Genomic DNA, 24347 nt, shown 5'->3' on the forward strand with positions numbered 1-24347 from the left:
AAGACTGGTGAGGCTCAGAGTGGTGAGGCTCGGGCAAACGGTCAGTCGAATTCGGCCACCCGCAGGCTGAGCCACAGGGTCAGGGTGTCGTCCGCGTCATCGAGGTCGATCCCGAACAGCTCCTGAGCCCGGCGTAGGCGGTACCGGAGGGTGTTCTGATGCACCGACAGCCGGCCGGCCGTGACGGCCGAATCGCGCGAACAGTCCAGATAGGTACGCAGGGTCTTGGCGTAGTCGGTGCCCGTGCGGGCATCCGTCTCGAGCACCCGATTCGCCTGCTCGGAAACGAGCCGCGGGGTGCGGCGGAAGATCTCCGCGAGTTCGAGGAGCGTCAGCCGGCTGCGCTCGTCCCTGGCGCTCGCCACGGAGCCGGCTCCCGGGAGAGTCCCGACGAGCAGCAGCACCAGGTCGGCGTCGTGCCGCGACCGGGCGATGCCGGCCAGGGCCGAGACCACCGACCCCACGGATGCGCGCACGGTGATGCCGAATGCCGTGGCCGAGCGGCCCGCGACCCGGGCCGCCAGGGCCTCGACGCCCGTCGGGTCTGACCCGGCCGCGCCGCTGAACAGCGCGTAGACCTCGCCGCCGATCACGACGCATTCGGCGTTGTGCTGGTGGGCCTCGCACTGGATCGCGATCAGGTCGATCAGTCTCAACAGCCGCAGCTCGTCGCCGGTTGCCGCCAGATCCGGCTGGAACGCCAGCACCACGAACGGTCCGGCGGCGTCCAGCCCCAGCTGGGTGGCGAGGAGCCTGGAATCGTCTCCGCCCTCGAGCAGCCGGCGCAGCAGTTCGGCGCGCTGCTGGCGGGCCAGGTCCGCGGTGCTCCGGGCGCGCAGCAGGTGCAGCGCGGCGATGTCGGCGGCCCGTTCGAGCGCACGCAGGGCATCGCTGTCGAGGTCTGCGGCTGCGTCGACGACCCAGATCGAGCCGAGCGGCTGAACGCCGGCCCGGACGGCCACGGCCAGCCGGTCCAGGCCCGGAGGCAGGCCGGGCACCCGCACCGCACCCGGAGCCCGGAACACCGACGCATACTGCTCGGCGTTCTCCGGCAGGTCCGGCACCTGCCGGCCGAGGATGCCCTCCCGTCGATCGTCGTCGATCACCTGTCCCGGCACGGTCGAATAGGCGAGGATGTGCGTCTGGAGGTCCTCGATCGCGGTCGCACCGCCGATCAGGGCGGCGATCGCGTTGGCCAGCGCGAACAGGTCGCCGACCGGGGTGGCCGAGAGGGAGCTGTCGGCCTCACTCGCCGTGGTCAAGGCGGAATTCATGAGCGAGTCCACCTGGCGCCACTCGAGCTCGTCGTCCACGACCAGCAGGGCGATTCCCTCGGCGTCGGCGACGGCCGCGAGGGTTTCCACGCTCAACCCGAGCGACTTCACGACGACCGCGCCGAATCCCCGCCGGGCCGCGTTCCGCACGGCCTCCGCGGATTGCGGCGCGGCCGGGTGCAGACCGATGCCCAGGAGGATGCCGCTGCGCCGGCCGGTCTCGGTGCCGAGCGGGTCGTGCAGCGTCGGACTGGTCAGGGGCAGGCGGATCCGGGTCAGGTGCGAGGCGAGGCGCAGGCCGGAGCCGTCGAGAATCTGCAGCAGTTCGGCGACGCCAATGCCAATGCCCGGTCCAGGCGGATTCGATTGCATCACCCGGCAACCGTAGCGGCTTATTGTGCTGCACGACAATGAATTCACCCAAGCTTCGTGCTGGTCGACGAGGATCGAGCGCCGGGTTCTGACCACACTTGGACCATGTCCCTCAGCCTCGAAGTCAGTCCGCTCGTCCGCCAGGCGCGAGACGCGTCGGCCCGGGCGGCAGCAGCGGCCCGGATCCGCGTCGTCGACGAGTCTGACCTGGATCGGCTCCGAGACGTGGAAGCCCTGCTGATCACCGTGTGGGGAACGTCGCCGCACGGAGCGCCGATCCCGACGGATCTGCTGCGCAGCATCAGCCACGCCGGCTGCAACGTCACGGCCGCGTACTCCGAGAACGGGACGCTCTGCGGGGCGGCCGCGGCGATCGTGTCGCCGGGGAACGCGTCCATGTACTCCCTGATCGCGGGCGTGCTGCCGGGCCTCGCCGACAACGGTGTCGGATTCGCCCTCAAGCAGCACCAGCGGGCCTGGGCCCTGATCCGGGGGATCGAGACCATGACCTGGACCTTCGACCCCCTGGTCAGCCGTAATGCCCGGTTCAACCTCACGAAGCTGGGGGCGCACGCCGACGAGTACCTCGAGAACTTCTACGGCCTGATGGAGGACGACATCAACGCCGGCGACCAGAGCGACCGGCTGGTCGCCGTCTGGCCTTTGACGAGCCGCGAATCCGTCGCCTGCAGCGAGGGCGTTCCCCTGGCCACCGTCCTGCCCGGCTTCGGCCCCGCCGACGTGCGCGGCATCGGGCCCGACGGCCGGCCGAGCGTCGCCGAGAGCGCCGGCTCACTGTGGTGCCGCGTGCCCACCGACATCGTCGCCCTCCGCGGCCGCGATCCGGAGCAGGCAGCGGCCTGGCGGGCGAGCGTGCGGGACATCTTCAGCACCGAATTCGGCCGGGGCCGTTCGGCCGTCGGAGTCACCCGAGGCGGCTGGTACCGGCTCGAAACAGGAGGACAGCAATGAGAATCGAGAACATCGAACTGCGCAGGGTCACCCTGCCCCTGGTGAGCCCGTTCCGGACATCGTTCGGAACGGCCACCGAACGGGAGACGACGCTGGTGCGGGTGAGCACCGCCGACGCCGAGGGGTGGGCCGAGTGCGCCGCCGAACCCGACCCGCTGTACAGCTCCGAGTTCCTCGACGGCTGCGACCTCGTCCTGCGTGACCACCTGATCCCGAGGCTCCAGGCGCTCGGCGACCGTTTGACGGCCGAGCACGTTGCCACGGCCCTGGCGCCGGTGAAGGGGCATCCGATGTCCAAGGCCGTGCTCGAAACGGCCATTCTCGACGCCCAACTCAAGGAAACCGGGGTGTCCTTCGGCGGTTACCTGGGTGCGGTGCACGAGACCGTGCCCGCCGGCGTCTCCGTGGGAATCATGGACTCGATCGAGGAACTCCTCGAAGCCGTGGGCGGCTACCTCGACGAGGGCTACCTGCGGATCAAGCTGAAGATCGAACCCGGCTGGGACCTCGTCCCGGTCCGCGCCGTGCGGGAACGCTTCGGCAACGACATCCTGCTGCAGGTGGACGCCAACACCGCGTACACGCTCGCGGATGCCCGTCACCTCGCCCGACTCGATCCCTTCGACCTGCTCCTGATGGAGCAGCCCATGGCCGAAGACGACATCCTGGGGCACGCGGCCCTGGCGAAACTGATCAAGACCCCGATCTGCCTCGACGAGTCCATCGAGTCCGCCCGAGACGCCGCCGCGGCGATCACTCTCGGCGCCTGCAGCATCATCAACGTCAAGCCCGCGCGGGTCGGCGGCTACCTCGAGGCCCGCCGCATCCACGATGTCGCCGCGGCGCACGGGGTTCCGGTCTGGTGCGGGGGGATGCTGGAGACCGGCATCGGCCGGGCCGCGAACGTCGCGCTCGCCGGACTGCCGAACTTCGTGCTGCCGGGGGACACCTCCGCATCGAATCGTTACTATGCGCAGGACCTCACCGCCCCCTTCGTGCTGGAGGATGGTCACTTGCGCGTGCCCACGGGTCCCGGCATCGGCGTCGAGGTGCTGCCCGATGTGCTGGCCGACCTCACCACCTCCACGGTGGACATCGCCTTCTAACCCCCCCCCGAACATCCTGGACGCACCCGGTCCCGGCCAGCCCGAGCAACACCCCAGTCTGGAGAGCACGAATGAACACTGAAAAACGCACCGGTCCGTCGTGGCTGATGGTGGCATCGATCGGGATCGCGGCGACGCTGGCGCTCTCCGCCTGCGCCACCGCCGACGCGGCGCCGTCCACCGAGAAGGCGCCGTCGACCGCCGACGTGGATGCGACGGCCGCCGCAGCCCTGCCCGCGAAGTACAAGGACGCCGGCATCATCAAGGTCGCCTCCGACATCCCGTTCCCGCCGATGGAGATGTTCGACGAGAACCAGAAACTGACCGGTTTCGACTACGACCTGGCACAGGCCATCGGCGCGAAACTCGGCGTCACGATGGAACTGCAGACTCAGGCCTTTGACAGCATCATTCCGTCCCTGCAGTCCGGCAAGCACGACGTGATCATGTCGGGGATGAACGACACCCCCGAGCGCCAGGTGACCGTCGACTTTGTCGACTACCTCCACGCCGGCTTCTCCATCCTCGTTCCGGCCGGCAACCCCAACAAGATCGCGACCGTTCTGGACCTGTGCGGCCAGGAAGTCGCGGTGCAGAAAGCCACCGTGCAGGCCGAGATCCTCCGCGGCTACGACAAGCAGTGCACGGATGCCGGCCCCGGCCCGATGAAACTCTCCGAACTGCCGCTCGAGACCGACGTGCAGACCGCCGTGCGGGCGGGCAAGGCCGTCGCGGACGTGGTGGACTCCGCCGTGGCCTCCTACGCCGCGCAGACCGCGGGCGACGGGAAGTTCTTCGAGGTCGTGCGCGACCCGGCCAACCCGGCCGGCTACGACCCGGTGTACACCGGCATCGGCGTGCTGAAGAAGGATGCCGCGCTGAGCAAGGCGCTCATGCTCGCGCTGGATTCGGTGATCGCGGACGGGTCGTACGCCAAGATTTTGGGCAAGTACGACATGAGCGACTTTGCCGTTGACGCGGCCGGAATCAACCTCGGGTCCTGAGCGTTGGCGCACGCGACACTGGCGACCCCGGTCGGGGCCGGGCCGGCCACCCAGATCGATCCTGACGACATCGTCGCGGTTCCGCTGCGGCATCCGTGGCGCTGGTTCCTCGCCGTCTTCCTGCTGATCGGCTTCGTCAGCCTCGGGATCTCCCTATGGCAGAACGAGAACATCAACCACCCCACCATCACCGAGTTCATCTTCAACCCGCGGATCCTAAGCGGCGTCGTGCTGACCGTGGTCCTCACGGTCGTCGCGATGCTGGTGTCCACGGTTCTAGGGGTGCTCCTGGCCGTGATGCGGCTCTCGAACAATCCGGTGATGAACACGCTGGCCTGGCTGTACGTCTGGGCGTTCCGCGGCACCCCGCTGCTGATCCAGATCGTCTTCTGGGGCTACCTCGGCCTGCTCTACGCGCAGATCTCGGTGGGCATCCCGTTCACGGACTTCACGATCTTCTCCATGGAGACCAACACCCTGATTCCGGCGCTAACGGCGGGGCTGCTCGCCCTGACCCTGAACCAGGCGGCCTACTCGGCGGAGATCGTGCGCTCGGGCATGCTCTCGGTCGACGAAGGCCAGTACGAGGCGGCGTACTCGGTGGGAATGAGCCCGGTGTTCACCCTGTTCAAGGTGGTGCTGCCCCAGGCCATGCGGGTGATCATCCCGCCGATGGGCAACGAGACGATCTCGATGCTGAAGAACACCTCGCTGTTGTCGGTGATCGCGGTGCTGGAGCTGTACACGGTCGCCACCCAGATCTCGTCGCAGAACCTTCGCCAGGTCGAGCTCCTGCTCGTGGTCAGCTGCTGGTACCTCTTCCTCACCTCGGTGCTGTCGATCCCGCAGTACTACCTGGAGCGGTATTACGGGCGCGGCAAGGCCCGCACCCTGCCGCCCACGCCCTTCCAGCGGGTGCGCGCCCTGCTCGGACGCCGCCCGATCACCGTTCGCCGGACCGAAAGCCAGGACGCCTCATGACCATCGAAGCTCCCGCCTCAGCGCCCGTCGAACCGTTGCTGAGCGCGCTCAAGGTGCGCAAGAGCTACGGCGGCGTCGAGGTGCTCAAGGGCATCTCCCTCGCCGTTAACCCCGGCCAGGTGATGTGCTTGCTCGGGCCGTCCGGGTCCGGCAAGTCGACCTTCCTTCGCTGTATCAACCACCTGGAGCGCATCGACGGCGGCCGGATCTCGGTCAACGGTGAGCTCGTCGGCTATGCCCAGCGCCGGGACCGGATCTTCGAGATGAACCCGCGGGAGGTCGCCCGTCAGCGCCGTGGGATCGGGATGGTCTTCCAGCGCTTCAACCTGTTCCCCCACATGACCGCCCTGGAGAACATCACGGCCGCTCCGATCGGGGTGCGCCGCATCAACAAGCAGAAGGCCAGGGACCGCGGGCTGGAACTCCTCGACCGGGTCGGCCTCGCCAATCTGGCCCAGTCCTATCCCGCCCAGTTGTCCGGCGGCCAGCAGCAACGCGTCGCGATTGCGCGCGCGCTGGCGATGGACCCCAAGCTGCTCCTGTTCGACGAGCCGACGAGCGCCCTCGACCCCGAGCTGGTCGGCGATGTTCTCGACGTGATGCGCACCCTGGCGTCCGACGGGATGACGATGGTCGTCGTGACGCACGAGATCGGGTTCGCCCGGGGCGCCGCCGACGTCGTCGTCTTCATGGACGGCGGTGTCGTGGTGGAATCCGGACCGCCAGAAGTGGTGCTGGACAACCCGCAGAGCGCGCGCACCAAGGCGTTCCTCGACAGCGTTATGTAGGCGACTGCGACGGCGACGGCGCGGCGACCGGCCCATCGGGGCGCGGCGCGGCGCGGCCCGGCCTGGCCGCGGCGACACCTCGACCTGCGCGGCGACCCGGGGTACCGTGACAGTGGCTGCGGCCCCCGCGGCCGGAAGCCGGAGCCACTATGTCCTCCCTCACCAACTACGGCCAGGCCATCGCCTCGACGACGGTCGCGCTCCTGCAGATGCTCTCCTCGCCGCCGATCGGGCTGGAGGTCACCGCGTACCCGCTCAACGCACCGCGCACGGGCGTGTCCGGCCCGTCCGTCAACCTGTTCCTCTACTACGACAGCCTGATCACCTATCGAGAGGAAACCCAGCGGGGTCCCAGCCGCGTGATCGCGGAGCTGCACTACCTGGTCAGCGCCTACCCCGGCGACGACGGCGACACGGATGCCGGCAGCCACCGGGCATTCGGCACGGCGCGGGCGGCCATCGAGCGCCACCCCGTGCTGAGCGTGCCGCTGGGGTCGGCCGACGTCCTGCAGGTCTGGCTGTCGCCCTCGCCGCTGACCACGGAGGTTCTCACCGCACTCTGGGCGGCCGCTGCCGAGCCACTCCGGCTCTCCTTCGCCGTGATGGCCTCCTTCACCCTGGACGCGTCCGAACGGGTCGCGGTCGTCGGAACCGTGCGCGACGTGGTGAAGCTGGCCGGCGCGGGAGCCATCGCGGTGCTCACGGGAGCGGACGCCGCGGGGAAGGCCGAGGCCGCCGCATCCGTCGCCCGGGAACTGGGCAAGCCGCTGGTGACCGTTCCCGTCACGGACATCGTCGGGGCCACCCTGGCCGAGACCGAGGAGAAGCTGACCCGGCTGTTCGAACAGGCGGAGCACCGCGGGGCCGTCCTGCTGATCGAGGAAGCCGACGCGGTGTTCGGGGTGCGTCCCGAGGTGCTCGATGTCGACGACCCGTACGCCGGGCTGGACATCAGGTCGGTCCTGGACCAGCTCGGGCATGCGCCCAGCGTCGTGATCATCGGGTTAGGTCATCTGGCCAGCGACGAGCTGGCGGACCGGGCGAAGGTCGAGGTGCGGTTCCCGGCCGAGGAAGGGTCGGCTGCTGCTCGGACCTCGGGTTGAGCGCATCCGGCGCGTTGACCACGTCGAGCGAGAGCAGCACCAGCACCAGTTCGAGCAGGCCGAAGCCGAAATAGACGGCCTGCAGGACACTGAACGGGATGATCACCATCTGCACGAACACCCAGATCAGCAGGCCGAACCCGGCCGCCGCGGCCGCTGCCGCCGCCGCCCGGCCGTTGCGGCGCCACAACAGCAGGAACGCGGCGAGGTGGGTGCCGCCGACCACCAGGAACAGGATCAGGCCGGGCACCAGATATGAGTCGAAGGGGGTGCCGGCCAGGTACTCCGGCGGGGGCGTGATGCCGAGCCCGCCGATGGCCGGCCCCAGGATCAGGGCCAGTCCGCCCGCGAACGAGGTGACGGCCAGGAAGGCCTGGAGCACCAGGAGTGATCGGCGCCAGATCATGATGTGCCTCGATTCTTCAGATAAATCCAGTGAACAGTGAACCCCTCTTCGCGCCCGGTGGCCACCCGGGGGAGCGGGCACCCTACGCTGGCAGGATGCCTTCGTTCCGCATCACCCTGATCATCGGGGCGCTCCGCCCGGGCGTCACCCCGGACTCCGTTCTGCCCGGCATGGCGGCCGCGGCCGCCGAGTTGACGACCGTGGAGGCCTCCGACCTGGCCGTGGTCGCCGGATCGGCGCGGGCGACGGTCAGGTTCACGGCGAATGATACGGGCATGGCTCTGCGGGTCGGCCGCCAGGTCGTCGCGGCGACCCAGGCCAGAGCCGAGCCGTTGTCGTGGCAGGTGACCGAGCGGGTCAAGGCCCGCTGGTACCCGGTGCGCTAGAGCCGCACGGCGTCGACTGTGACGGCGCCGCCGACAGGACGACGGCTTCGCGGCGCTGTTCCGGGCGGGCCGGCGCGATGATGGTGGGCCGGTGCCCGTCGTCCGAGACGGCGTCCCGGGCACCCAGAACCTGGCAGCGCCGGGTGCCCTCCCGCCACCAGAGTGACGCCGTCCAGGCGCAGAGCAGGGCGTCGATCAGGTCTTCGCGGTGCTTGTAGGCCGTGTCGAGCAGGGGCGAGGCCGTCGTGATCAGGGCGTCGGAGACGGGATGCGAGCCCAGATCGAGCGGCGGGGTGGCGCCGGTGAGCCCCCACATCCGCTGGATCAGGTCATCGCAGACGATCGCCCGCTCGGTGCGGCGTTCCCCGAGCGGAAGCGAGGTGCCCATGCGTTTGTACCGGGGACGCCTGTCGGAGTAGCCCAGCTCCTCCGCGCCGACCAGGGTCGTGTACGGGTAGCACTCGAAGAAGCTCGCGGCGGCCGGCGGCACCGCGGAGAGGCCGTCAGTGTAGGTCCAGCCCGCGGCCTCGAGCCGGCGCCGCACCGCGACCCCGGCGAGCCAGGGGAGACCCAGGTTGGAGGCGTTCGCGGCGACGTGCCAGCGACCGTAGCGGCTGCCGGTCTCCCGCTCGCAGAGTCGCATGCCGGAGGGGTTGTCGACCACGAGGGGCGCGTCGATGGCGAGGACGGCCCCCGGTTCCCACATCCGTTCGATCCACCGCACCACGGCATCCGTGCCGCGGGCCCAGCCGGCGTCGAGCACGCGCCCGTTCTCGTCGACGCAGGCGAGGCCGGATTCGTTGGCCTGTTTCGTGGCGCTGCCCTCACCCCAGGCCAGATCCACTCCGAGGAAACGTGTCATGGGTCATGACTAGCACACGGTCATGACCAGCACAGGGCCGTGACCAGCACAGGGCCGTGACCAGCACAGGGCCGTGACCAGCACAGGGCCGTGAACGGCGCTGCGGGCGCGGTGGCCGATTCATCGGTCAGATCAGACCGCGCAGCAGCTCCTCGACGCTGACGCCGAGCGTGGCTGCGCGCCGGGTCAGGCGGGCGTGCGCCTCCGGAGAGAGCTCCAGCGACACTGTGTGCGAGCCGGCCGGCTCGTCGTCGAACGCGAAGAGCTCCGGATGCGCCGGCCCGGCCGGCGGCTTCCGCGCGGCCGGCAGAGCGGTCACGGCAGCCGGCTTCGTGGCCGGTGCGGTCAGGGCCGGCCGTCGCGGCGGCGGGGCGTCGCCCGCCCGCACCCAGCCGGGGCCGGGGTTGATCGGAGCACTGCGTTGGAATGCCTCTGACACGGCGCGGGCGCGGGTGTCCGCGGCCTCGTTGAGGGGATGGTTCGCGTGCCCCTTGACCCACTCGAACCGGTATTTGCGCCCCTTCAGGGCCTCATCGAGTTCCTGCAGCAGGTCGAGGTTCATCACCGGCTTGCCGTCCGCCTTGCGCCAGCCCTTCGCCTTCCAGCCGCGCATCCACTTGGTGATGGAATTGATCACGTACTGGCTGTCGCAGAGCACGAGCAGGTCGTCGTCCAGGTGCGCGGTGGCCCGGAACAGCTCGAGCACGGCCTTGAGCTCGCCCTGGTTGTTGGTGGCGTGCTTCCACCCGCCGGCGGCCCAGCAGGAATCGTCGACGAACCAGGCCCAGCCGGCGGGGCCGGGGTTGCCGAGAGCGGAGCCGTCTGCGGCGGCGATGATAGTCATACGGGCCTTTCGTGGTGCCGGCTTCTGCGGGACCCGTCTAGTCTGCCATCGTGACGAGGGGCCCAGCCCAGCCTCGCGGCTCAGGTTAGGACCGCCGGCGCAGGCTACAAGCTCCGCCGGCGTCGCTAACCTGCGCCACGAGGCCCGACCACGGGTGCGGGCGGCCATCGTGACGCGGGGCTGCTATTCGCTGATGCAGGCTCCGGAGGACACGGGCGCACGCAGCGCCGCGGCCTGCTCCACCACGGGGTCGACCTCTTCCATGGCGAGGGCGTAGCCGAGGTTGGCGGTCACCGTCGACTTCGCGAAGATGACACCGGAGACGAGACCGGCCTCGCTCAGCAGGGGGCCGCCCGATTCGCCGTGCTGCACATCGGCGGCCAGCGTGTAGATCTGCCGTTGGGAGGGGTCCTGGCCGTAGATGTCGGCCACCAGGGCGGGCGCGACCGCGACCACCTCCGCGGGCCCGGACTCGAACGGGCCGCCGAAGGGATAGCCGTCGCTGACGGCCGGGCTGCCCGGCGCGAGGTTGTCGCCGAGCGGCAGCGGAGGAGCGTCCAGGCCGGAGACGGCGATCACGGCGAGGTCGACGCTCGGGTCGAAGTAGACGACCTGACCCGGCCTGGCGTTGCCGTCGGGGGTCTCGACGACGGGTTCGGCCACGCCGGCGACGACGTGGGCGTTGGTCAGGACACGGTCGGGGGCGATCACGAAACCGCTGCCCGACTGGTTTTGCCCGCAGGCGTAGGCGGTGCCGGTGATCTTCACCACGGATGCCTGTGCCGCGAGCAGCGCGTCGCTGTCCGTTCCCATGCTCGGGAGCGTGGGGGCCGGGCCGTTGAAGGCCTCGATCACCCGGGGGATGCCCTCGGTCACGACGACGGAGCGCAGCTGGGTGAGCAGCGTCCTGACCTGGTCGGGCGTGAGGGAGTCGATCGTGCGGATCACGCTCGAGGAGGCGATCGCCGGGGACAGCACGGGCACCCCGAGGGAGCCGATGCTGAAGGCGATCATGGAGGCGACCAGGGCGGAGACCGTGAGAGCGGCTCCGGCGCCGAAGACGCGGTCGACGGCGTGGAGCCTGGCGCGGGCGCGGCGCGGGCGGAGCGCCCGGCCGATCGCTCCCCCCAGGGAGAGCCCGCCGAACAGGAGCAGGGCCGCGGTCGCGAGCGTGGCCGCCGTGCGCCACTCGGCGGCGGGGACCCAGGAACCCACCAGCGGAACGAAGAAGTAGGCGGCGACGGCGCCGCCGACGAGGCCGGCGATGCCGCTCAGGCTGCCGATCAGACCGCTGCGAAAACCGGAGACGAGGTAGCCGACGAGCACGAGCAGGAGGGTGAGGTCGAGGATGGTGGTGATCGGCATCCGTGGACCTCGTTCGCTAGTCGGTGTGCTGCTTCCCCCACCGGCCGCATCTGTCATCACAGCGTACGTCGTCGGCGGTCGGGTTTGCTGAAGGAAGCCTCCACAGGCGGCGGAGCCCGGAGTTCTTCACCGGTCCCGGGCGGCGCCGTGCCGTGCCGCCGGCCAGGGCAAGGGTTGTCCCATGAATCGGACAATCGTCAAGACCAGGGAAGCCCACGACTTCCTCGCGCTCGTGCCTCAGCTGGCCGGGTTCCTGCCCGAGAACAGCCTGGTGCTCGTCGCCTTCCGCGGCAACCGAACCTGCGGAGCGATGCGCTTCAACCTTCCTGAACCCGACTCCTCCCGTTCCGTGCTGGGACGAGTCGTCTCGTCGCTCATCGGCACGCTCTGCAAGATCCCCGGGGTGGATGCGGTCGTCCCGGTCGTCTACAGCGATGAGCCCATCGCGAGCGTGACCGGTCTGCCCCAGGAACGATTCGCGGAGGTCCTCTCTGCACGCGCACGCCTGTGCGGGTTCCTGGTTCGGGACTCGCTCTGCGTGGCACCCGATGGATGGGGGTCCTACCTCGACCCCGACTGCCCGGCCGGCGGGCATCCGTTGAGCGCCATCGCGGCGTCCGAGGTCAACCGGTCCATTCCCGCCGAGGCGCGCCTCGACCTCGCCACCCTGCGAAGCCGGGCCGACCTGCCGCGGGTCGACCCGGCGCGGAAGGCTCGGGTCGGCCGCAGGCTGGCCAGGTACCAGCGGCTCGGGAGCTCCGCGCAGACCGTGCCGGAACTGCTCGACCTGGCCGGCGACATCATCGACCCGGTCGCCACCGCCGAGGCCGCGCTCGGCTTCGATTCGGAGAACCTCGCCGTGGAGGAAGCCGCCGCGTTGCTCTTCCTCGTGCAGGGACCGGCCTGCCGGGACCAGATGATGCTGCAATTCGCGTTCGGGGAATCGGTCGGGCGCCGAACCTTCGCGCTGAATCTGCACTACGCGGCCCTGCAACGCGCCACCGGGCGCAGCCTCGACGACCTCGTCGCCGAGGAATGCGCGGCATCCGACGTGCCCGATGTGCCGGACGCGCGGGAGACCAGCGACTACATGCTCGGTCTCACGGACGAACGCCCGGACCCCGGCCGAATCGAGCGGGCCGTCCGGCTGCTGAAGGCTGTCGTCGCGCTGGCGCCTCGCGCGTGCCGGCCGGCACCGCTCTGCATGCTGGCGTGGCTCTCCTGGGCGATGGGCCGCGGGTCGGTCGCCGGCATCTTCATCGACCAGGCGCGTTCCATCGACCCCGGTTACGGCATGGCCGAGCTGCTCGACACGGTGGTGTCGAGCGGACACCTGCCGGACTGGGCGTTCGCCGTGCCGCCGGACGAGACCTCAGAAAAATGACCGGGACGCCCTGGCCGTGAAGTCAGGGCGTCCCGGTCGGGTGCTTGCCTAGAGGTACTTGGGTGCCTCGGAGAGCACGCCGTGCAGGATATCGCCGATCTCGCTGAACTCGGCCGGGCCGATGGTGAGCGGGGGAGCGAGCTGCACGACGGGGTCTCCGCGGTCGTCGGCGCGGCAGTAGAGCCCGGCCTCGAACAGTGCCTTGGACAGGTAGCCGCGCAGCAGGCGCTCGGACTCGGCGTCGTTGAAGGTCTCCTTCGTCACCTTGTCCTTGACCAGCTCGATCCCGAAGAAGTAACCCTCACCGCGCACGTCGCCGACGATCGGCAGGTCGAGCAACTTCTCCAGTTCGGCGCGGAAGAGCGGCGAGTTCTCGCGCACGTTCTCGTTGAGCTTCTCCTCCTCGAAGATGTCGAGGTTGGCCATGGCCACCGCAGCGGACACCGGGTGCCCGCCGAAGGTGTAGCCGTGGTAGAAAGTCGTGTCGCCGTGCTTGAAGGGCTCGTAGATGCGGTCGCTGATGATGGTGGCGCCGATCGGCGAGTATCCGCTGGTCATTCCCTTGGCGCAGGTGATCATGTCCGGTTCGATCCCGAAGGTCGTCGACGCGAACATGTTGCCGATTCGTCCGAAGGCCGTGATGACCTCGTCGGCCACCAGCAGCACGTCGTACTGGTCGCAGATCTCGCGTACCCGCTTGAAGTAGCCGGGGGGCGGCGGGAAGCAGCCGCCGGAGTTCTGCACGGGTTCCAGGAACACTGCGGCCACGGTCTCCGGCCCCTCGAACTGGATCATCTCTTCGATCCGGTTGGCCGCCCACAGGCCGAACTTCTCCAGGTCGTCGCCCAGACCGGAGCCCATCTCATCGGCCCGGTAGAAGTTCGTGTTCGGCACCCGGAACCCGCCCGGGGTGACCGGTTCGAACATCTCCTTCATCGCGGGGATGCCGGTGATGGCCAGGGCGCCCTGCGGTGTGCCGTGGTAGGCCACGTTGCGCGAGATGACCTTGTGCTTGGTCGGGCGGCCCTGCAGCTTCCAGTAATACTTCGCGAGCTTGAAGGCCGTCTCGACGGCCTCGCCGCCGCCGGTGGAATAGAACACACGGTTCAGGTCGCCGGGGGCGTGGGAGGCCAGTCGGTCGGCCAGCTCGATCGCGCTCGGGTGGGCGTAGGACCAGATCGGGAAGAAGGCGAGTTCCTCCGCCTGTTTCGCGGCCGCCTGCGCGAGGCGCTTGCGGCCGTGGCCGGCCTGGACGGTGAACAGGCCGCTCAATCCGTCGATGTACTTCTTGCCGTTGGAGTCCCAGATGTGGTGACCCTGGCCCTTGGTGATGATCGGCACGCCGTGGCCGGCTTCGAGCACCGACTGGCGCGAGAAGTGCATCCAGAGGTGGTCCTTCGCCTTCTGCTGCAGGGTGGCGTTCTCGGCATCCGTGTAGACGCGAGGTGTCGCCGTCTCGTCGGTCTGAGCGATGGGTGCTGTGATAGTCATTTTTTACCGTGTTCCCCAGTTGTAGAACTGCTTGTGGAGTTTGAGATAAACGAATGTCTCGGTGGAGGAAACCCCATCGAGACTGCGGATCTGTGAGTTGAGCAGGGTGATGAGTTCGTCGTCGTCCTCGCAGACGACTTCGACCAGAAGATCGAACGAACCGGCCGTGAGCACGACATAGTCGACGGCCGGGATGGCGGACAGCTGCTCGGCGAGAACCCGGGTGTCCCCGGTGGCACGGATGCCGATCATGGCCTGGCGGTAGAAGCCCAGCTGCATCGGGTCGGTGACTGCGACCACCTGCATGACCCCGGCATCCGTCAGCTTCTGAACGCGCTGGCGCACGGCCGCTTCGCTCAGGCCGACCGCCTTGCCGATTTCGGCATACGATCGGCGGCCGTCAGCCTGGAGCTGCTCGATGATCTTCTTCGAGACATCGTCCAGTTGTGCCGTCTTGCCCGCAGCGTTGCGTCCGATTAGAGCCATTCAGCGATTATGACAGCGAGAACACCCTCAGGCAAGCGATTCCGCAGAAAATCAGCTCGAAAGCGACGGAATCGAATGAGAAAGGCCTGGTTTCGTCTGGTTGGGTTTCGGTCGGTCGCCGTTAGGATAAACCCGTCGACGTGGTGCCGTCGGCGATTTGCACCCGGTACCCGGTGCCCGGTGCACTCAACGGAAGGTGGCCTGCCGTGGGACGCGTCGGTTACGAACTTCTGCCCGGACAGGCAGCCGACTGGACCTTTGTGGTGGGGCGCGGCTTCATGGCCGCCCTGCCCGCGGCCACCCCGTCCGGCATCATCGCCACCCTGAACGCGCTGGTAAGCGCACCCCAGGTGGAGGCCGAGGACATCGTCGCGCTCCTGCCGCTGGGTGGCGGGGACGCGGTCGAGAGCTTCGCGGTCATCGTGCAGCGGGCGCCGACGGATGAGGACGGCATCCCGGTGTCCGTGATCGTCCGCGGCGAGGTCGCGGTCGATGTGTTCTCGGTCGGCGGGTCGCGACGGTTCACGGCCGGCGGCATCCGTCCCTGGCACCTCGCGGACTTCCGCGCCGTGATCGGGCTGGCCGTCGGTTCGCCGGAGCGATCCGCCCCCCGGTTGGACCGGCTCGAAGCGGGCCGGGATTTCGGCGTGGGCACGGTTCTGGCGCGCACCCTGTTCTGGTCGCTGGCGGACCTCGCCCAGAGCGAGGAATCGACGCTCATCCGGGTGCCCCGCCCCGATGCGGGCGCGGACGCCGATACCGTCCTGCATCGGCCGACCCTGCCCGCGCCCGCCCCGCAGCCCCAGGCCGAGCCTGCCGACGGGCCCCGGGGCGCGCCCGCCGACCGGCCCCGGTGCGGGTTCCGGCTGCCGGACGGCCAGGAAATCCGCCTGGACACGGTCTGCCAGCTCGGCCGTCGGCCGCGCCCACCGCGCATTCAGCGGTCCGTTCCGGTTCGGCTCGTCACCGTCGCCTCCCCGACCTCCGCCGTCTCCGGAACGCACCTGGAAATAGGGCAGGAGGGGGAGTCGGTGGTGGTCACCGACCTCGGCTCCACCAACGGCACAATCGTCACCGCGCCCCGGGGCCGCGGGCAGCGGCTGCGCCCCGGCGAGTCGCTGGTGGCGCTGCCCGGTACAAAGGTGGACATCGGGGACGGTAATATCATCGAGATCCTCCCCGCGAGCGGCATCACGCCGACTCAGTAAGCGCACGCCGATTTCGGAAGGCACATCCGTGACCCAGATAGGTCAAGGTTCGACCGGCTTCACGGTCGTTCTCCCGTCGGTGCAGAAGACGGTGACCCTGGCCTGGGCCGCCCTCACCGACACCGGGCACCGCCGCCAGGTCAACGAGGACAGCCTCGTCGCCGAACCTCCCGTCTTCGCCGTCGCTGACGGCATGGGCGGCCATTCGGCCGGCGACGTCGCCAGCGCCGCGGTGGTCACCCGGCTCGCCGAACTCGCCGGGACCGACCACCTCGAAGCGGAAGCGATCAACTTCGCCCTCGGCCTCTCGGTCATCGACATGGCCGCCGGCGAAGGCGTGACCGACCTCGGCACCGGAACCACGGTGACGGGCGTGGCAATCGGCATCGTGTCCGGCGCACCCCAGTGGATCGTCTTCAACATCGGCGATTCCCGGGTGTACCAGCTCACCTCCGGCGTGCTCGAACAGGTCACCACCGACCACTCCGTTGTGCAGGAACTCGTCGACGCGGGACGCATCACGCGGGACGAAGCCGACGTGCACCCGCACGGCAACATCGTCACTCGGGCCGTGGGCTTCCACGAACCGCCCGTTCCCGACTACCGCATCCGCCCGCTGCAGGCCGGAATGCGCCTGCTGATCTGCTCCGACGGCCTGACCAAGGAGCTCACGGCGTACGGCATCCGTCATTTCCTCATTTCCAACCCGCGGGCGGATGACGCGGCGGAGGCACTCCTGGACGCGGCCCTCGACAACGGCGGTCGGGACAACGTCACCGTGATCGTGCTCGACGTTCTCGCCGTCGAAGACTCCTCAGCAACCGAAGACACCGCAGCAGCCGAAGGGTCCGTACCCCCAGAGTTGGGGTGATTCCCCGGCCCCGGTTCGGGAAATCCCGTGCCTAGACTTAAAACCACGCCCGTCGATAAACCCGGTCGCCGGCATGGGTCCACGCACGAGATGCATCGATGACACGGGAGGCGACAATGGCCAGACGCTTACCGTCGACGCCCCCGAACCTGCCCGGGTTCTCCTACCTGCGCGTGCTCGGTTCCGGCGGTTTCGCCGACGTCTTCCTTTATGAGCAGAACATGCCCCGGCGTCAGGTCGCGGTCAAAGTGCTGCTGGCGGAGATCGTCAACGACCACGTTCGCCAGCTGTTCCAGGCCGAAGCCAATCTGATGGCCCAGCTCAGCTCGCATCCGTCCATCCTGACGGTCTTCCAGGCGAGCGTCTCCGCCGACGGGCGACCGTATCTGGTGATGGAGTACTGTTCCTCCACCCTCAGTCAGAGCTATCGCGTCGAAGCGCTCTCGGTGCCGGAGACCCTGCGGGTGGGAATCAAGATCGCCAGCGCCGTCGAAACGGCGCACCGGGCCGGAGTGCTCCACCGGGACCTCAAACCCTCCAACATCCTCGTCACCGCGTACGGACACCCGGTGCTGTCCGACTTCGGAATCGCCGCCACGCTCGGCGAGGCCGAGAATTCCGACGCGATCGGGCTCTCCATCCCCTGGTCGGCGCCCGAGGTGCTGCTGAACGAGATCTCCGGCTCGGTGGCCTCCGAGGTGTGGTCGCTCGGCGCCACGCTCTACTCCCTGCTGGCCGGCCGCTCGCCGTTCGAATTGCCCGGTGCGGACAACGGCTCGGCCCAGATCATGGGCCGGATCCAGAAGGCCGGGATTCCCCCGCTGAACCGCACCGATGTGCCCGGCCGGCTCGAACTGATCCTCGCCAGGGCGATGTCCCGGCGCCCGGAACTCCGGCAGCCCAGCGTGCTGGAACTCATCCGTGAGCTGCAGTCGGTCGAGGCGGAGCTGGGGCTCGCGCAGACCCGCCTCGAGGTCGCGGTGGACGACTGGGCGACGAGCACGCTCGCGGACCAGGACGACAAGACCCGGATCACGGCCATCAACTCGATCGACGCCTACGCCGGGCGCCGGCGCCGGAAGCCCGTCCCGGCCGGCGCCGCACCGCGGTCCACGACCAGGGCCGGAACGGGCAGCGGCACACCGGGGGACACCGTGACGACCCTGCCCCGCACGCGCAAGCGAGCGCTCACGCTCGTGGCGCTGCTCACGGCGGCGGTGCTCATCCTCGGGCTGGCCGCGACGGCGGTCGCCTTCCTCATGCGCGACTCCGGGAACGCGATCCCCGGCGTCAGCGATGTGTCCGGCGAACTCCGCAACGGGACGGTCGTCTTCAGCTGGCCCGACCCGGGGGTCAGGGACGGCGACAACTTCGTGGTCGCCCTCCGCACCGGCGAGAGCAGCATCCAGCGCGGAACGGAATTCGCGGTCGACCCGCAGGGCGAGGAGCGGGTCTGTGCGACCGTGTCCGTCAGCCGGGACGGCCAGGCCGGCACTCCGAGCGGCGAGAAATGCGTCGACACCACCGGTGGCGGCCCGTGATCCGTCGGTGGCTCTCCGCCCACCGTTCCCTGTTCGTCACCACGCTCAGCGGCACCGTCGTGGTCGCCGTCATCGCCGCCGTGGCGATCGTCTCCGGCGGCTACACGGCCCAGCGCCTCGACCTCGGCGACGCCGCCGTCTGGGTGACGAACGAGACCCGGCAGGTCGTCGGTCGGGCCAACACGGCGGTGTTCGAGCTCAACACCGTCGTCACCGCCGGGAGCGGGAACCTCGATGTCGTGCAGCAGGGCGCCACCGTCCTGGTGCTCGATCGCGGCAACAGCGCGCTCGACATCCTCGACCCCGCGACCGCGGAGGTCGCCGACAGCGTGGCGCTGCCGCCCACCGCGCCCACCGTGTTCCTCGCGGGGGACCGAGCGGTGATCGCGTCGGATGGCAACGTCTGGAACGTGCCCGTCAGCCGCCTGGACGGCTTCGACGCGGCCGCGGAACCCACGCTGGCCTTCGGCGCCGGATCCGTCGTCAGCGTGGACGCCGACGGGGTGCTGTACGCGTTCACCCCGTCCACCGGCGAGCTGTCCCGGGTGGACCTGCTCACCGCCGGTACTGTCACGGACACTCTCACCCTGGCCGCGGGCGCACCGGAAGACCGCTACCAGCTGACCAGCGTCGACGACCGGTGGGCACTGCTGAACGAGTCGACCCGTCGCCTGCACCTCGAGAGCGGCGAGGTCGACCTGACCGGGATCATCCGTTCGGGGGACGGGCCACTGCTGGCCCAGCCGAGCGTGCGCGGCGACCGGGTGCTCGTCTCCCACCGGGAGGGGCTCGTTTCCGTGAGCCTCGAGGGCGGACCGCCGGCCGCGGTGGTCACCGGTCGCAGTGGGGCCGCTGCCGCCCCCGCGTCGGATGAGGCCTGCTCCTACGCGGCCTGGGCCGACGGCACCGTCTGGCGCCAGTGCGCGAACGACCCCGCCGACGGCACAACGGCCACTCTGACCGGCCTCGCCGGGGACGCCCGGCTCTCGTTCCGCCGGAACGGCACCGGCCTGGTGCTGAACGACGCGCGAGACGGCGCGGCCTGGGCGGTGCAGCAGGGCAACGAACTGATCGACAACTGGGCCGACCTGATCGACGCCGACCAAAACCAGCAGCAGGTCGAGCAGAACACGGATGACGCCACCCCGGAGTACGAGAAATCCCAGGCTCCCCCGGTCGCCGTCGACGACGAATTCGGGGCCAGGCCCGGCCGAACCGTGACGCTCCCGGTCCTGCTCAACGACTTCGACCCCAACGGCGATGTGCTGGTGATCGACGCGGTGACCCCGTTGCCGGCCGAAACCGGCCGGCTCGCCCTCGTCGGGAACACCCAGCAGGTGCAGCTCGCGCTGACACCGGAGGCCACCGGCACGGTGAGTTTCGGCTACACGATCAACGACGGGCGCGGGGGAAGCGCCTCGGCGACGGTGACTCTCACCCTGCGCGGCGACGACGAGAACTCAGCCCCCGTGCAGGCCCGCACCACCAGCACGACCGTGCGGGCGGGCGGGCGGGTGACCAGCCAGGTGCTCGGCGACTGGGTCGACCCGGACTCCGACCCCTTCTACCTGACCGCAGCGACGATCCCCGCGCCCGACCTGGTCAGCTTCACGCCGGCCGGCAGCGTCGTCTACACGGATGCCGGAACCGAGGCCGGTGCCAAACAGGTCACCCTGTCGGTCACGGACGGCCGGGACACCGGCACCGGATCGCTCTCGGTCACGGTGCGGCCGAGCGGGTCGGTCCCGATCGTCGCGGAATCCTTCGTGGTCCTGGCCACCGCCGGCAGCGAGGTCACCGTGGTGCCGCTCGAACACGCCCGCGGCGGCTCGGCGCCCCTCCGGCTGAGCAGCGTGCCGGCCAAACCCGATGCGACCATCACCGCCGACTACGACGGCGGCAGTTTCCGGTTCGAGAGCGCCGTGGTGGGCGTGCACGAGGTCGAATACGCCGTCACGGACGGCCAGCTCACCGGGACCGGTCGGATCCGGGTGGAGGTCGCCCCCGCGCCCGACGCCAACACCGCGCCGGTCACGGTGCCGCACACGGCCTTCATCCGCGGCCAGCAGGCCACCCTGGTCGATGTGCTGGCCACCGACTCCGATCCCGCCGGCGGTGTTCTGCTGGTGACCGGCACGATGGATGTCCCCGCCGACAGCGGCCTCCGGGTCGAGATCCTCGACCAGCGGATCCTGCGGGTGACCCTGACGCAACCGCTCGAGAACGCGACGGCCGTCTTCGGCTACCGCGTCAGCAACGGCCTCGCCGAGGCGACCGGCACGGTCACCGTGATCGAGATCCCGCCGCCGGCGCAGAAGCAGGCTCCCATCGCGGTGCCGGACACGGTCTCGGTGCGGGTGGGCGATGCCATCGACATCCCGGTGCTGGCCAACGACGAGCACCCGGACGGCGACACGCTCACCCTCGACCCGACGCTGGCGACCCCGCTACCGGCCGGTTCCGGCCTGCTCTTCGCCGCCGGAACGAAGCTGCGCTTCCTGGCGCCGAAGACGGCGGGGAACTTCACGGCCGTCTACCGGGTCAACGCGCCGGATGGCCAGTTCGCCAACGCCGAGGTGCGGATCGCGGTTCGGGAAGCGGACCCTGATTCGAACAACCCGCCCGTGCCGAAGACGGTGACCGCCCGCGTGCTCGCCGGCGACACGGTGAGCATCCCGATCCCGCTGTCCGGGATCGACCCGGACGGGGACTCCGTGCAGCTGGTCGGCCAGGAGACCAATCCGGAGAAGGGGTCGGTCACCATCCGTGGCGCCGATTCGATCGAGTACACGGCGGGGGAGTACTCGGCCGGCACGGACACGTTCACCTATTCGGTGGTCGACGCCCTCGGCGCCCGCGCCGTCGGCAGCGTGCGCGTGGGCATCAGCCCCCGCCTGGACGGTGCGCGGAACCCGGTCGCGGCCCCCGACGAGGTCGCCGTCCGCCCCGGCAGCACGGTCGCCGTGCGGGTGCTCGGCAACGACTCCGATCCCGACGGCGGAGACCTGACCATCACCCGGGTCGAGGCGACCGGCACCGCCGGTTCCCGCGGGCGCGCCGTCATCGACGGTGACGTCGTCTCCGTCAGAGCACCGGCGCAGGAGGGGCGCTACGGGTTCATCTACGAGATCCAGAACGCGCGGGGCGGCACGAGTTCGACCTTCCTCACCGTCGTGGTGCGCGCGGACGCCCCGCTCTCCAAACCGGACGCCCGTGACACCCACGTGGCACTCTCCGATGTGCTCGACGCCCGCGGCACGATCGACGTCGACGTCCTCGCCAACGTCTTCTTCGCGGACGGCCCGGTCAAGAGCCTGGGGCTGAGCGTGCCGGCGAGCTTCTCGGGCGTCGCCGAGGTGACGGATGCCCGGCGCATCCGGGTCAGCGTCGGCGACGCCGGCCAGATCATTCCCTTCTCCGTGAGCAACCCGGATGACCCGAGCATCGTGTCCTACGCCTTCATCTGGGTGCCGGGCACCGACGACGCCCTGCCCCAGCTACGCAAGGGCGCCCCGAGACTGACCGTGTCGAGCGAGTCCCTGCTCAGCATCGACATCAACGACTACGTCGTCGCGGTCGGCGGCAAGAAGGTGCGCCTGACCGACCGGAGCCTGGTGCAGGCCACCCACGCGGACGGCGCCGACCTGGTCAGCTCCGATTCCGCCCTCGCCTACACCAGCGCCGACCAGTATTACGGGCCGGCCTCGATCTCGTTCGAGGTGACCGACGGTGCCGGCGCGGCCGACCCGGACGGGCGCACCGCGACGATCGTGCTGCCCATCACGGTTACCCCCCGCAAGAATCAGCCGCCCGCCTTCGACGGCGCCGTGCTGGACCTCGAGCCGGACCAGACGAAGGTCATCGACCTGACCAGGCTCACCTCCTACCCGTATCCGAAGGACCAGGCCGAACTGGCCTACACGGTGCTCGAACCGCTCCCGACCGGGTTCACCTATTCCCTCGACGGCCAGCAGCTGACCCTCCGAGCCGCGGAATCCACGCCGAAGGGCGACCGGAGCGCGATCACCATCGGCGTGCGCGACAGCGTCACCGCGGGCAAGGCGGGCCGGATCGACCTGGGCGTGGTCGCCTCCACTCGACCGCGGGCGATCCCGGTCGCCGACACGGCCATCGCCCCACGCGGACGCACCACCGTCGTCGACGTCCTCGCGAACGACGACGCTACGAACCCCTTCCCGGCGGTGCCGCTGCGGGTCGTCGCCGTGCGCGGCCTCGACGGCGGCAGCGTCCCCCGCGGAGTGACGATCACGCCCAGCGCCGACAAGAGCAGGCTCACGGTCGTGGTGGCCCAGGACGCGGCGCCGGCGGACACGAACCTCCAATACCAGGTCGCCGACGCCACCGGAGACCCGAACCGCTACGCCTGGGGCACGGTGCGGATCTCGGTACAGGACAAGCCCGACGCGCCGACCGGCGTGCGCGTGACCGGCTTCGCCGACCGCGGACTGTCCGTGGCCTTCAACCCGGGCGCCTTCAACAACTCAGCCATCACCGGTTACGAGATCACCCTGCTCGACGCGTCCTCCGGCGCCCCCCTCGGCACCACCCCCTGCCAGGCCACGACCTGCGAGGTGGCGACCCCCGGCAACGGGCAGGGCAACGCCCTGCGGGTGTCCGTCGCCGCCCGCAACGCCATCGGCCTGTCCGACCCGGCCGTGCTCGCCGACCGGGTCTGGTCCGACGTGGTGCCGCCCGCTCCGACCGGGCTGGCCGCCGAACCGCTCGACGGCGGGTTGCGCCTGCGCTGGAACACCGTGGCGGCGCAGGGCGGCGGGACGGCCATCCGTGGCTATGAGGTGACCGTGGGCGGAACCGGCCGCGGCGAAACCAGCGCGTCCGGGGCCGACTGCGGCGCGACCTCGTGCAGCATCGTCGTCACCGGACTGACCAACGGAGCGAACACGGAATTCACCGTGAGCGCCCGCAACGACGCCTACCCCGCCCTGGCCGGCTGGAGCAGCGCCTCGGGTGCGGGAACGCCGTTCGGACCCGCCCGGGCCGGAGCGATCTCCGCGAACGCGACGGATTCCAGCGGCTCGGTGGCGCTCACCTGGGACCCGTTCGATGGCCGGGGCGACGCGATCGACGGCTACGTCGTGCAGCGGCTGAGCGCGGACCAGGTGCCCACCGGGGCCCAAGCCTGCAGCGTGTCCAGTCCGGCGCCGGGCACGCTCAAAGCGCCCACGCAGGGCGGAATCGTCGCCGAACAGAAGATCCTCAGCGGCGCGACGACCTCGGCCACCTTCGACAACCTGCTCACCGACAACGGCCGGTACTACTTCATCGTGTGGGGCTACAACCGGGCCGGCTGCGCGCCGACGGACGTGGTGAGCGCCCTTGTGCGCCAGGCTCCGGGGCCTGTCACCGACGTGCAGAGCTCGATGGCGGCGCGAGGCGACGCCTGGGACCTGCGCGTCGACGGGGTCAGCCCGAGCGCCGGCATCAGGGAGTACAACCTCCGGGCGGTCGACGGGTCCGGCAACGGGGTCCCGGGCAGCCAGGTCACCTTCGGCGGGTCGGGCTGGCCCCGGGAACTGCTGGGCCTCCCGTTCGGGCAGACGGTCCGGTACCAGGTGCAGGCCTGTTCGCCCTGGGGTACCTGCGGGCCCTGGTCCGGAACCTACTCGGCGCCGGAGGCATCCGTCAGGTTCACCGTCACCGGGCTCGCCTACGACCCGGTCACGGGCGTGTTCGGCTGGACCAACGGGCCGGACAACAACGGGATCGGCGCCGACTACACCTGCTCCGTGCGCGGTGACCCCGCCTCCTCCACCCGGGGCGGACCGAACTCCTGCGCCCTGGCCGCGCCCGCGCCGGCCGGCACGGTGCGCCTCACGGTGACCGTCAACGGCCACGCCTACAACTACGATCAGTGATTCCGA

The 24347-nt window shown here is 69.9% G+C and carries 19 protein-coding genes; 12 read left to right on the plus strand and 7 right to left on the minus strand.

All coding sequences use genetic code 11. From position 1 onward, the window contains the following. Positions 1 to 41: 41 nt before the first annotated feature. Positions 42 to 1646 carry a CdaR family transcriptional regulator gene (locus E3T42_RS03675; RefSeq protein WP_241975812.1) on the minus strand — a complete coding sequence of 535 codons (1605 nt, stop codon included), beginning with the start codon at positions 1644 to 1646 and terminating at the stop codon, positions 42 to 44. 105 nt (positions 1647 to 1751) lie between these two features. Here E3T42_RS03675 and E3T42_RS03680 point away from each other — a divergent pair, with 105 nt between their 5' ends. The 6 genes from E3T42_RS03680 to E3T42_RS03705 all read left to right on the plus strand — a co-directional run bounded on the left by E3T42_RS03680 (position 1752) and on the right by E3T42_RS03705 (position 7600). Then, positions 1752 to 2618, plus strand: coding sequence for a hypothetical protein (locus tag E3T42_RS03680; RefSeq protein ID WP_134366917.1), 867 nt, complete (start codon positions 1752 to 1754; stop codon positions 2616 to 2618). Continuing rightward, positions 2615 to 3724, plus strand: a complete 1110-nt coding sequence (menC, locus tag E3T42_RS03685; RefSeq protein WP_134366918.1) for an o-succinylbenzoate synthase — start codon at positions 2615 to 2617, stop codon at positions 3722 to 3724. The genes E3T42_RS03680 and menC overlap by 4 nt, the downstream gene beginning before the upstream one ends. A gap of 71 nt (positions 3725 to 3795) precedes the next feature. Continuing rightward, complete coding sequence (locus E3T42_RS03690; protein WP_134366919.1) at positions 3796 to 4728, plus strand: ABC transporter substrate-binding protein; 933 nt, start codon at positions 3796 to 3798, stop codon at positions 4726 to 4728. Positions 4729 to 4731: 3 nt separating this feature from the next. Further along, entirely contained in the window at positions 4732 to 5709 is a 978-nt protein-coding gene (locus E3T42_RS03695; RefSeq protein WP_241975808.1) for an amino acid ABC transporter permease, read from the plus strand. After that, a complete protein-coding gene (locus tag E3T42_RS03700; protein ID WP_134366921.1) occupies positions 5706 to 6497 on the plus strand; it encodes an amino acid ABC transporter ATP-binding protein in 792 nt (263 codons plus the stop codon). The genes E3T42_RS03695 and E3T42_RS03700 overlap by 4 nt, the downstream gene beginning before the upstream one ends. A gap of 149 nt (positions 6498 to 6646) precedes the next feature. Continuing rightward, complete coding sequence (locus E3T42_RS03705; RefSeq protein ID WP_134402468.1) at positions 6647 to 7600, plus strand: AAA family ATPase; 954 nt, start codon at positions 6647 to 6649, stop codon at positions 7598 to 7600. On the opposite strand, the gene E3T42_RS03710 is transcribed toward E3T42_RS03705, so the two are convergent. Beyond that, positions 7494 to 8006 (minus strand): hypothetical protein, encoded by a 513-nt coding sequence (locus tag E3T42_RS03710; protein ID WP_174776174.1) that lies wholly within the window; start codon positions 8004 to 8006, stop codon positions 7494 to 7496. The genes E3T42_RS03705 and E3T42_RS03710 overlap by 107 nt on opposite strands. A 95-nt stretch (positions 8007 to 8101) precedes the next feature. Here E3T42_RS03710 and E3T42_RS03715 point away from each other — a divergent pair, with 95 nt between their 5' ends. Further along, on the plus strand, positions 8102 to 8392 hold the full coding sequence (locus E3T42_RS03715) for a hypothetical protein (protein ID WP_134366924.1): 291 nt from the start codon (positions 8102 to 8104) through the stop codon (positions 8390 to 8392). Here the strand turns inward: E3T42_RS03715 and E3T42_RS03720 are convergent. The 3 genes from E3T42_RS03720 to E3T42_RS03730 all read right to left on the minus strand — a co-directional run bounded on the left by E3T42_RS03720 (position 8364) and on the right by E3T42_RS03730 (position 11463). Further along, entirely contained in the window at positions 8364 to 9254 is an 891-nt protein-coding gene (locus E3T42_RS03720; RefSeq protein WP_134402469.1) for a DUF429 domain-containing protein, read from the minus strand. The two genes, E3T42_RS03715 and E3T42_RS03720, sit on opposite strands and share 29 nt — an antisense overlap. A 127-nt stretch (positions 9255 to 9381) precedes the next feature. After that, entirely contained in the window at positions 9382 to 10098 is a 717-nt protein-coding gene (locus tag E3T42_RS17560; RefSeq protein WP_134402470.1) for an RNase H family protein, read from the minus strand. A gap of 183 nt (positions 10099 to 10281) precedes the next feature. After that, entirely contained in the window at positions 10282 to 11463 is a 1182-nt protein-coding gene (locus E3T42_RS03730) for a MarP family serine protease (protein WP_134365393.1), read from the minus strand. Between the two features lie 181 nt (positions 11464 to 11644). Here E3T42_RS03730 and E3T42_RS03735 point away from each other — a divergent pair, with 181 nt between their 5' ends. Further along, positions 11645 to 12847, plus strand: a complete 1203-nt coding sequence (locus tag E3T42_RS03735) for a DUF4192 domain-containing protein (RefSeq protein ID WP_134365394.1) — start codon at positions 11645 to 11647, stop codon at positions 12845 to 12847. A 48-nt stretch (positions 12848 to 12895) separates the two neighbouring features. Here E3T42_RS03735 and E3T42_RS03740 read toward each other — a convergent pair whose 3' ends face one another. Then, entirely contained in the window at positions 12896 to 14338 is a 1443-nt protein-coding gene (locus E3T42_RS03740; RefSeq protein WP_134365395.1) for an aspartate aminotransferase family protein, read from the minus strand. 3 nt (positions 14339 to 14341) lie between these two features. Further along, the gene (locus E3T42_RS03745) at positions 14342 to 14824 is read right to left on the minus strand and encodes an Lrp/AsnC family transcriptional regulator (RefSeq protein WP_134365396.1); all 483 of its coding nucleotides are present in this window, start codon (positions 14822 to 14824) and stop codon (positions 14342 to 14344) included. Between the two features lie 206 nt (positions 14825 to 15030). Here E3T42_RS03745 and E3T42_RS16975 point away from each other — a divergent pair, with 206 nt between their 5' ends. The 4 genes from E3T42_RS16975 (at position 15031) to E3T42_RS03765 (ending at position 24341) form a co-directional block, all read left to right on the plus strand. Continuing rightward, positions 15031 to 16032, plus strand: coding sequence for an FHA domain-containing protein (locus E3T42_RS16975; protein ID WP_241975809.1), 1002 nt, complete (start codon positions 15031 to 15033; stop codon positions 16030 to 16032). Between the two features lie 28 nt (positions 16033 to 16060). Continuing rightward, on the plus strand, positions 16061 to 16903 hold the full coding sequence (locus tag E3T42_RS03755; RefSeq protein WP_134365397.1) for a PP2C family serine/threonine-protein phosphatase: 843 nt from the start codon (positions 16061 to 16063) through the stop codon (positions 16901 to 16903). A 116-nt stretch (positions 16904 to 17019) separates the two neighbouring features. Beyond that, a complete protein-coding gene (locus tag E3T42_RS03760) occupies positions 17020 to 18444 on the plus strand; it encodes a serine/threonine-protein kinase (protein ID WP_134365398.1) in 1425 nt (474 codons plus the stop codon). After that, a complete protein-coding gene (locus tag E3T42_RS03765; RefSeq protein WP_241975810.1) occupies positions 18441 to 24341 on the plus strand; it encodes a fibronectin type III domain-containing protein in 5901 nt (1966 codons plus the stop codon). The genes E3T42_RS03760 and E3T42_RS03765 overlap by 4 nt, the downstream gene beginning before the upstream one ends. Positions 24342 to 24347 lie beyond the last annotated feature (6 nt).

The sequence above is a fragment of the Cryobacterium sp. TMT4-10 genome, assembly GCF_004403275.1.
GTDB classification, from domain to species: Bacteria; Actinomycetota; Actinomycetes; order Actinomycetales; family Microbacteriaceae; genus Cryobacterium; species Cryobacterium shii.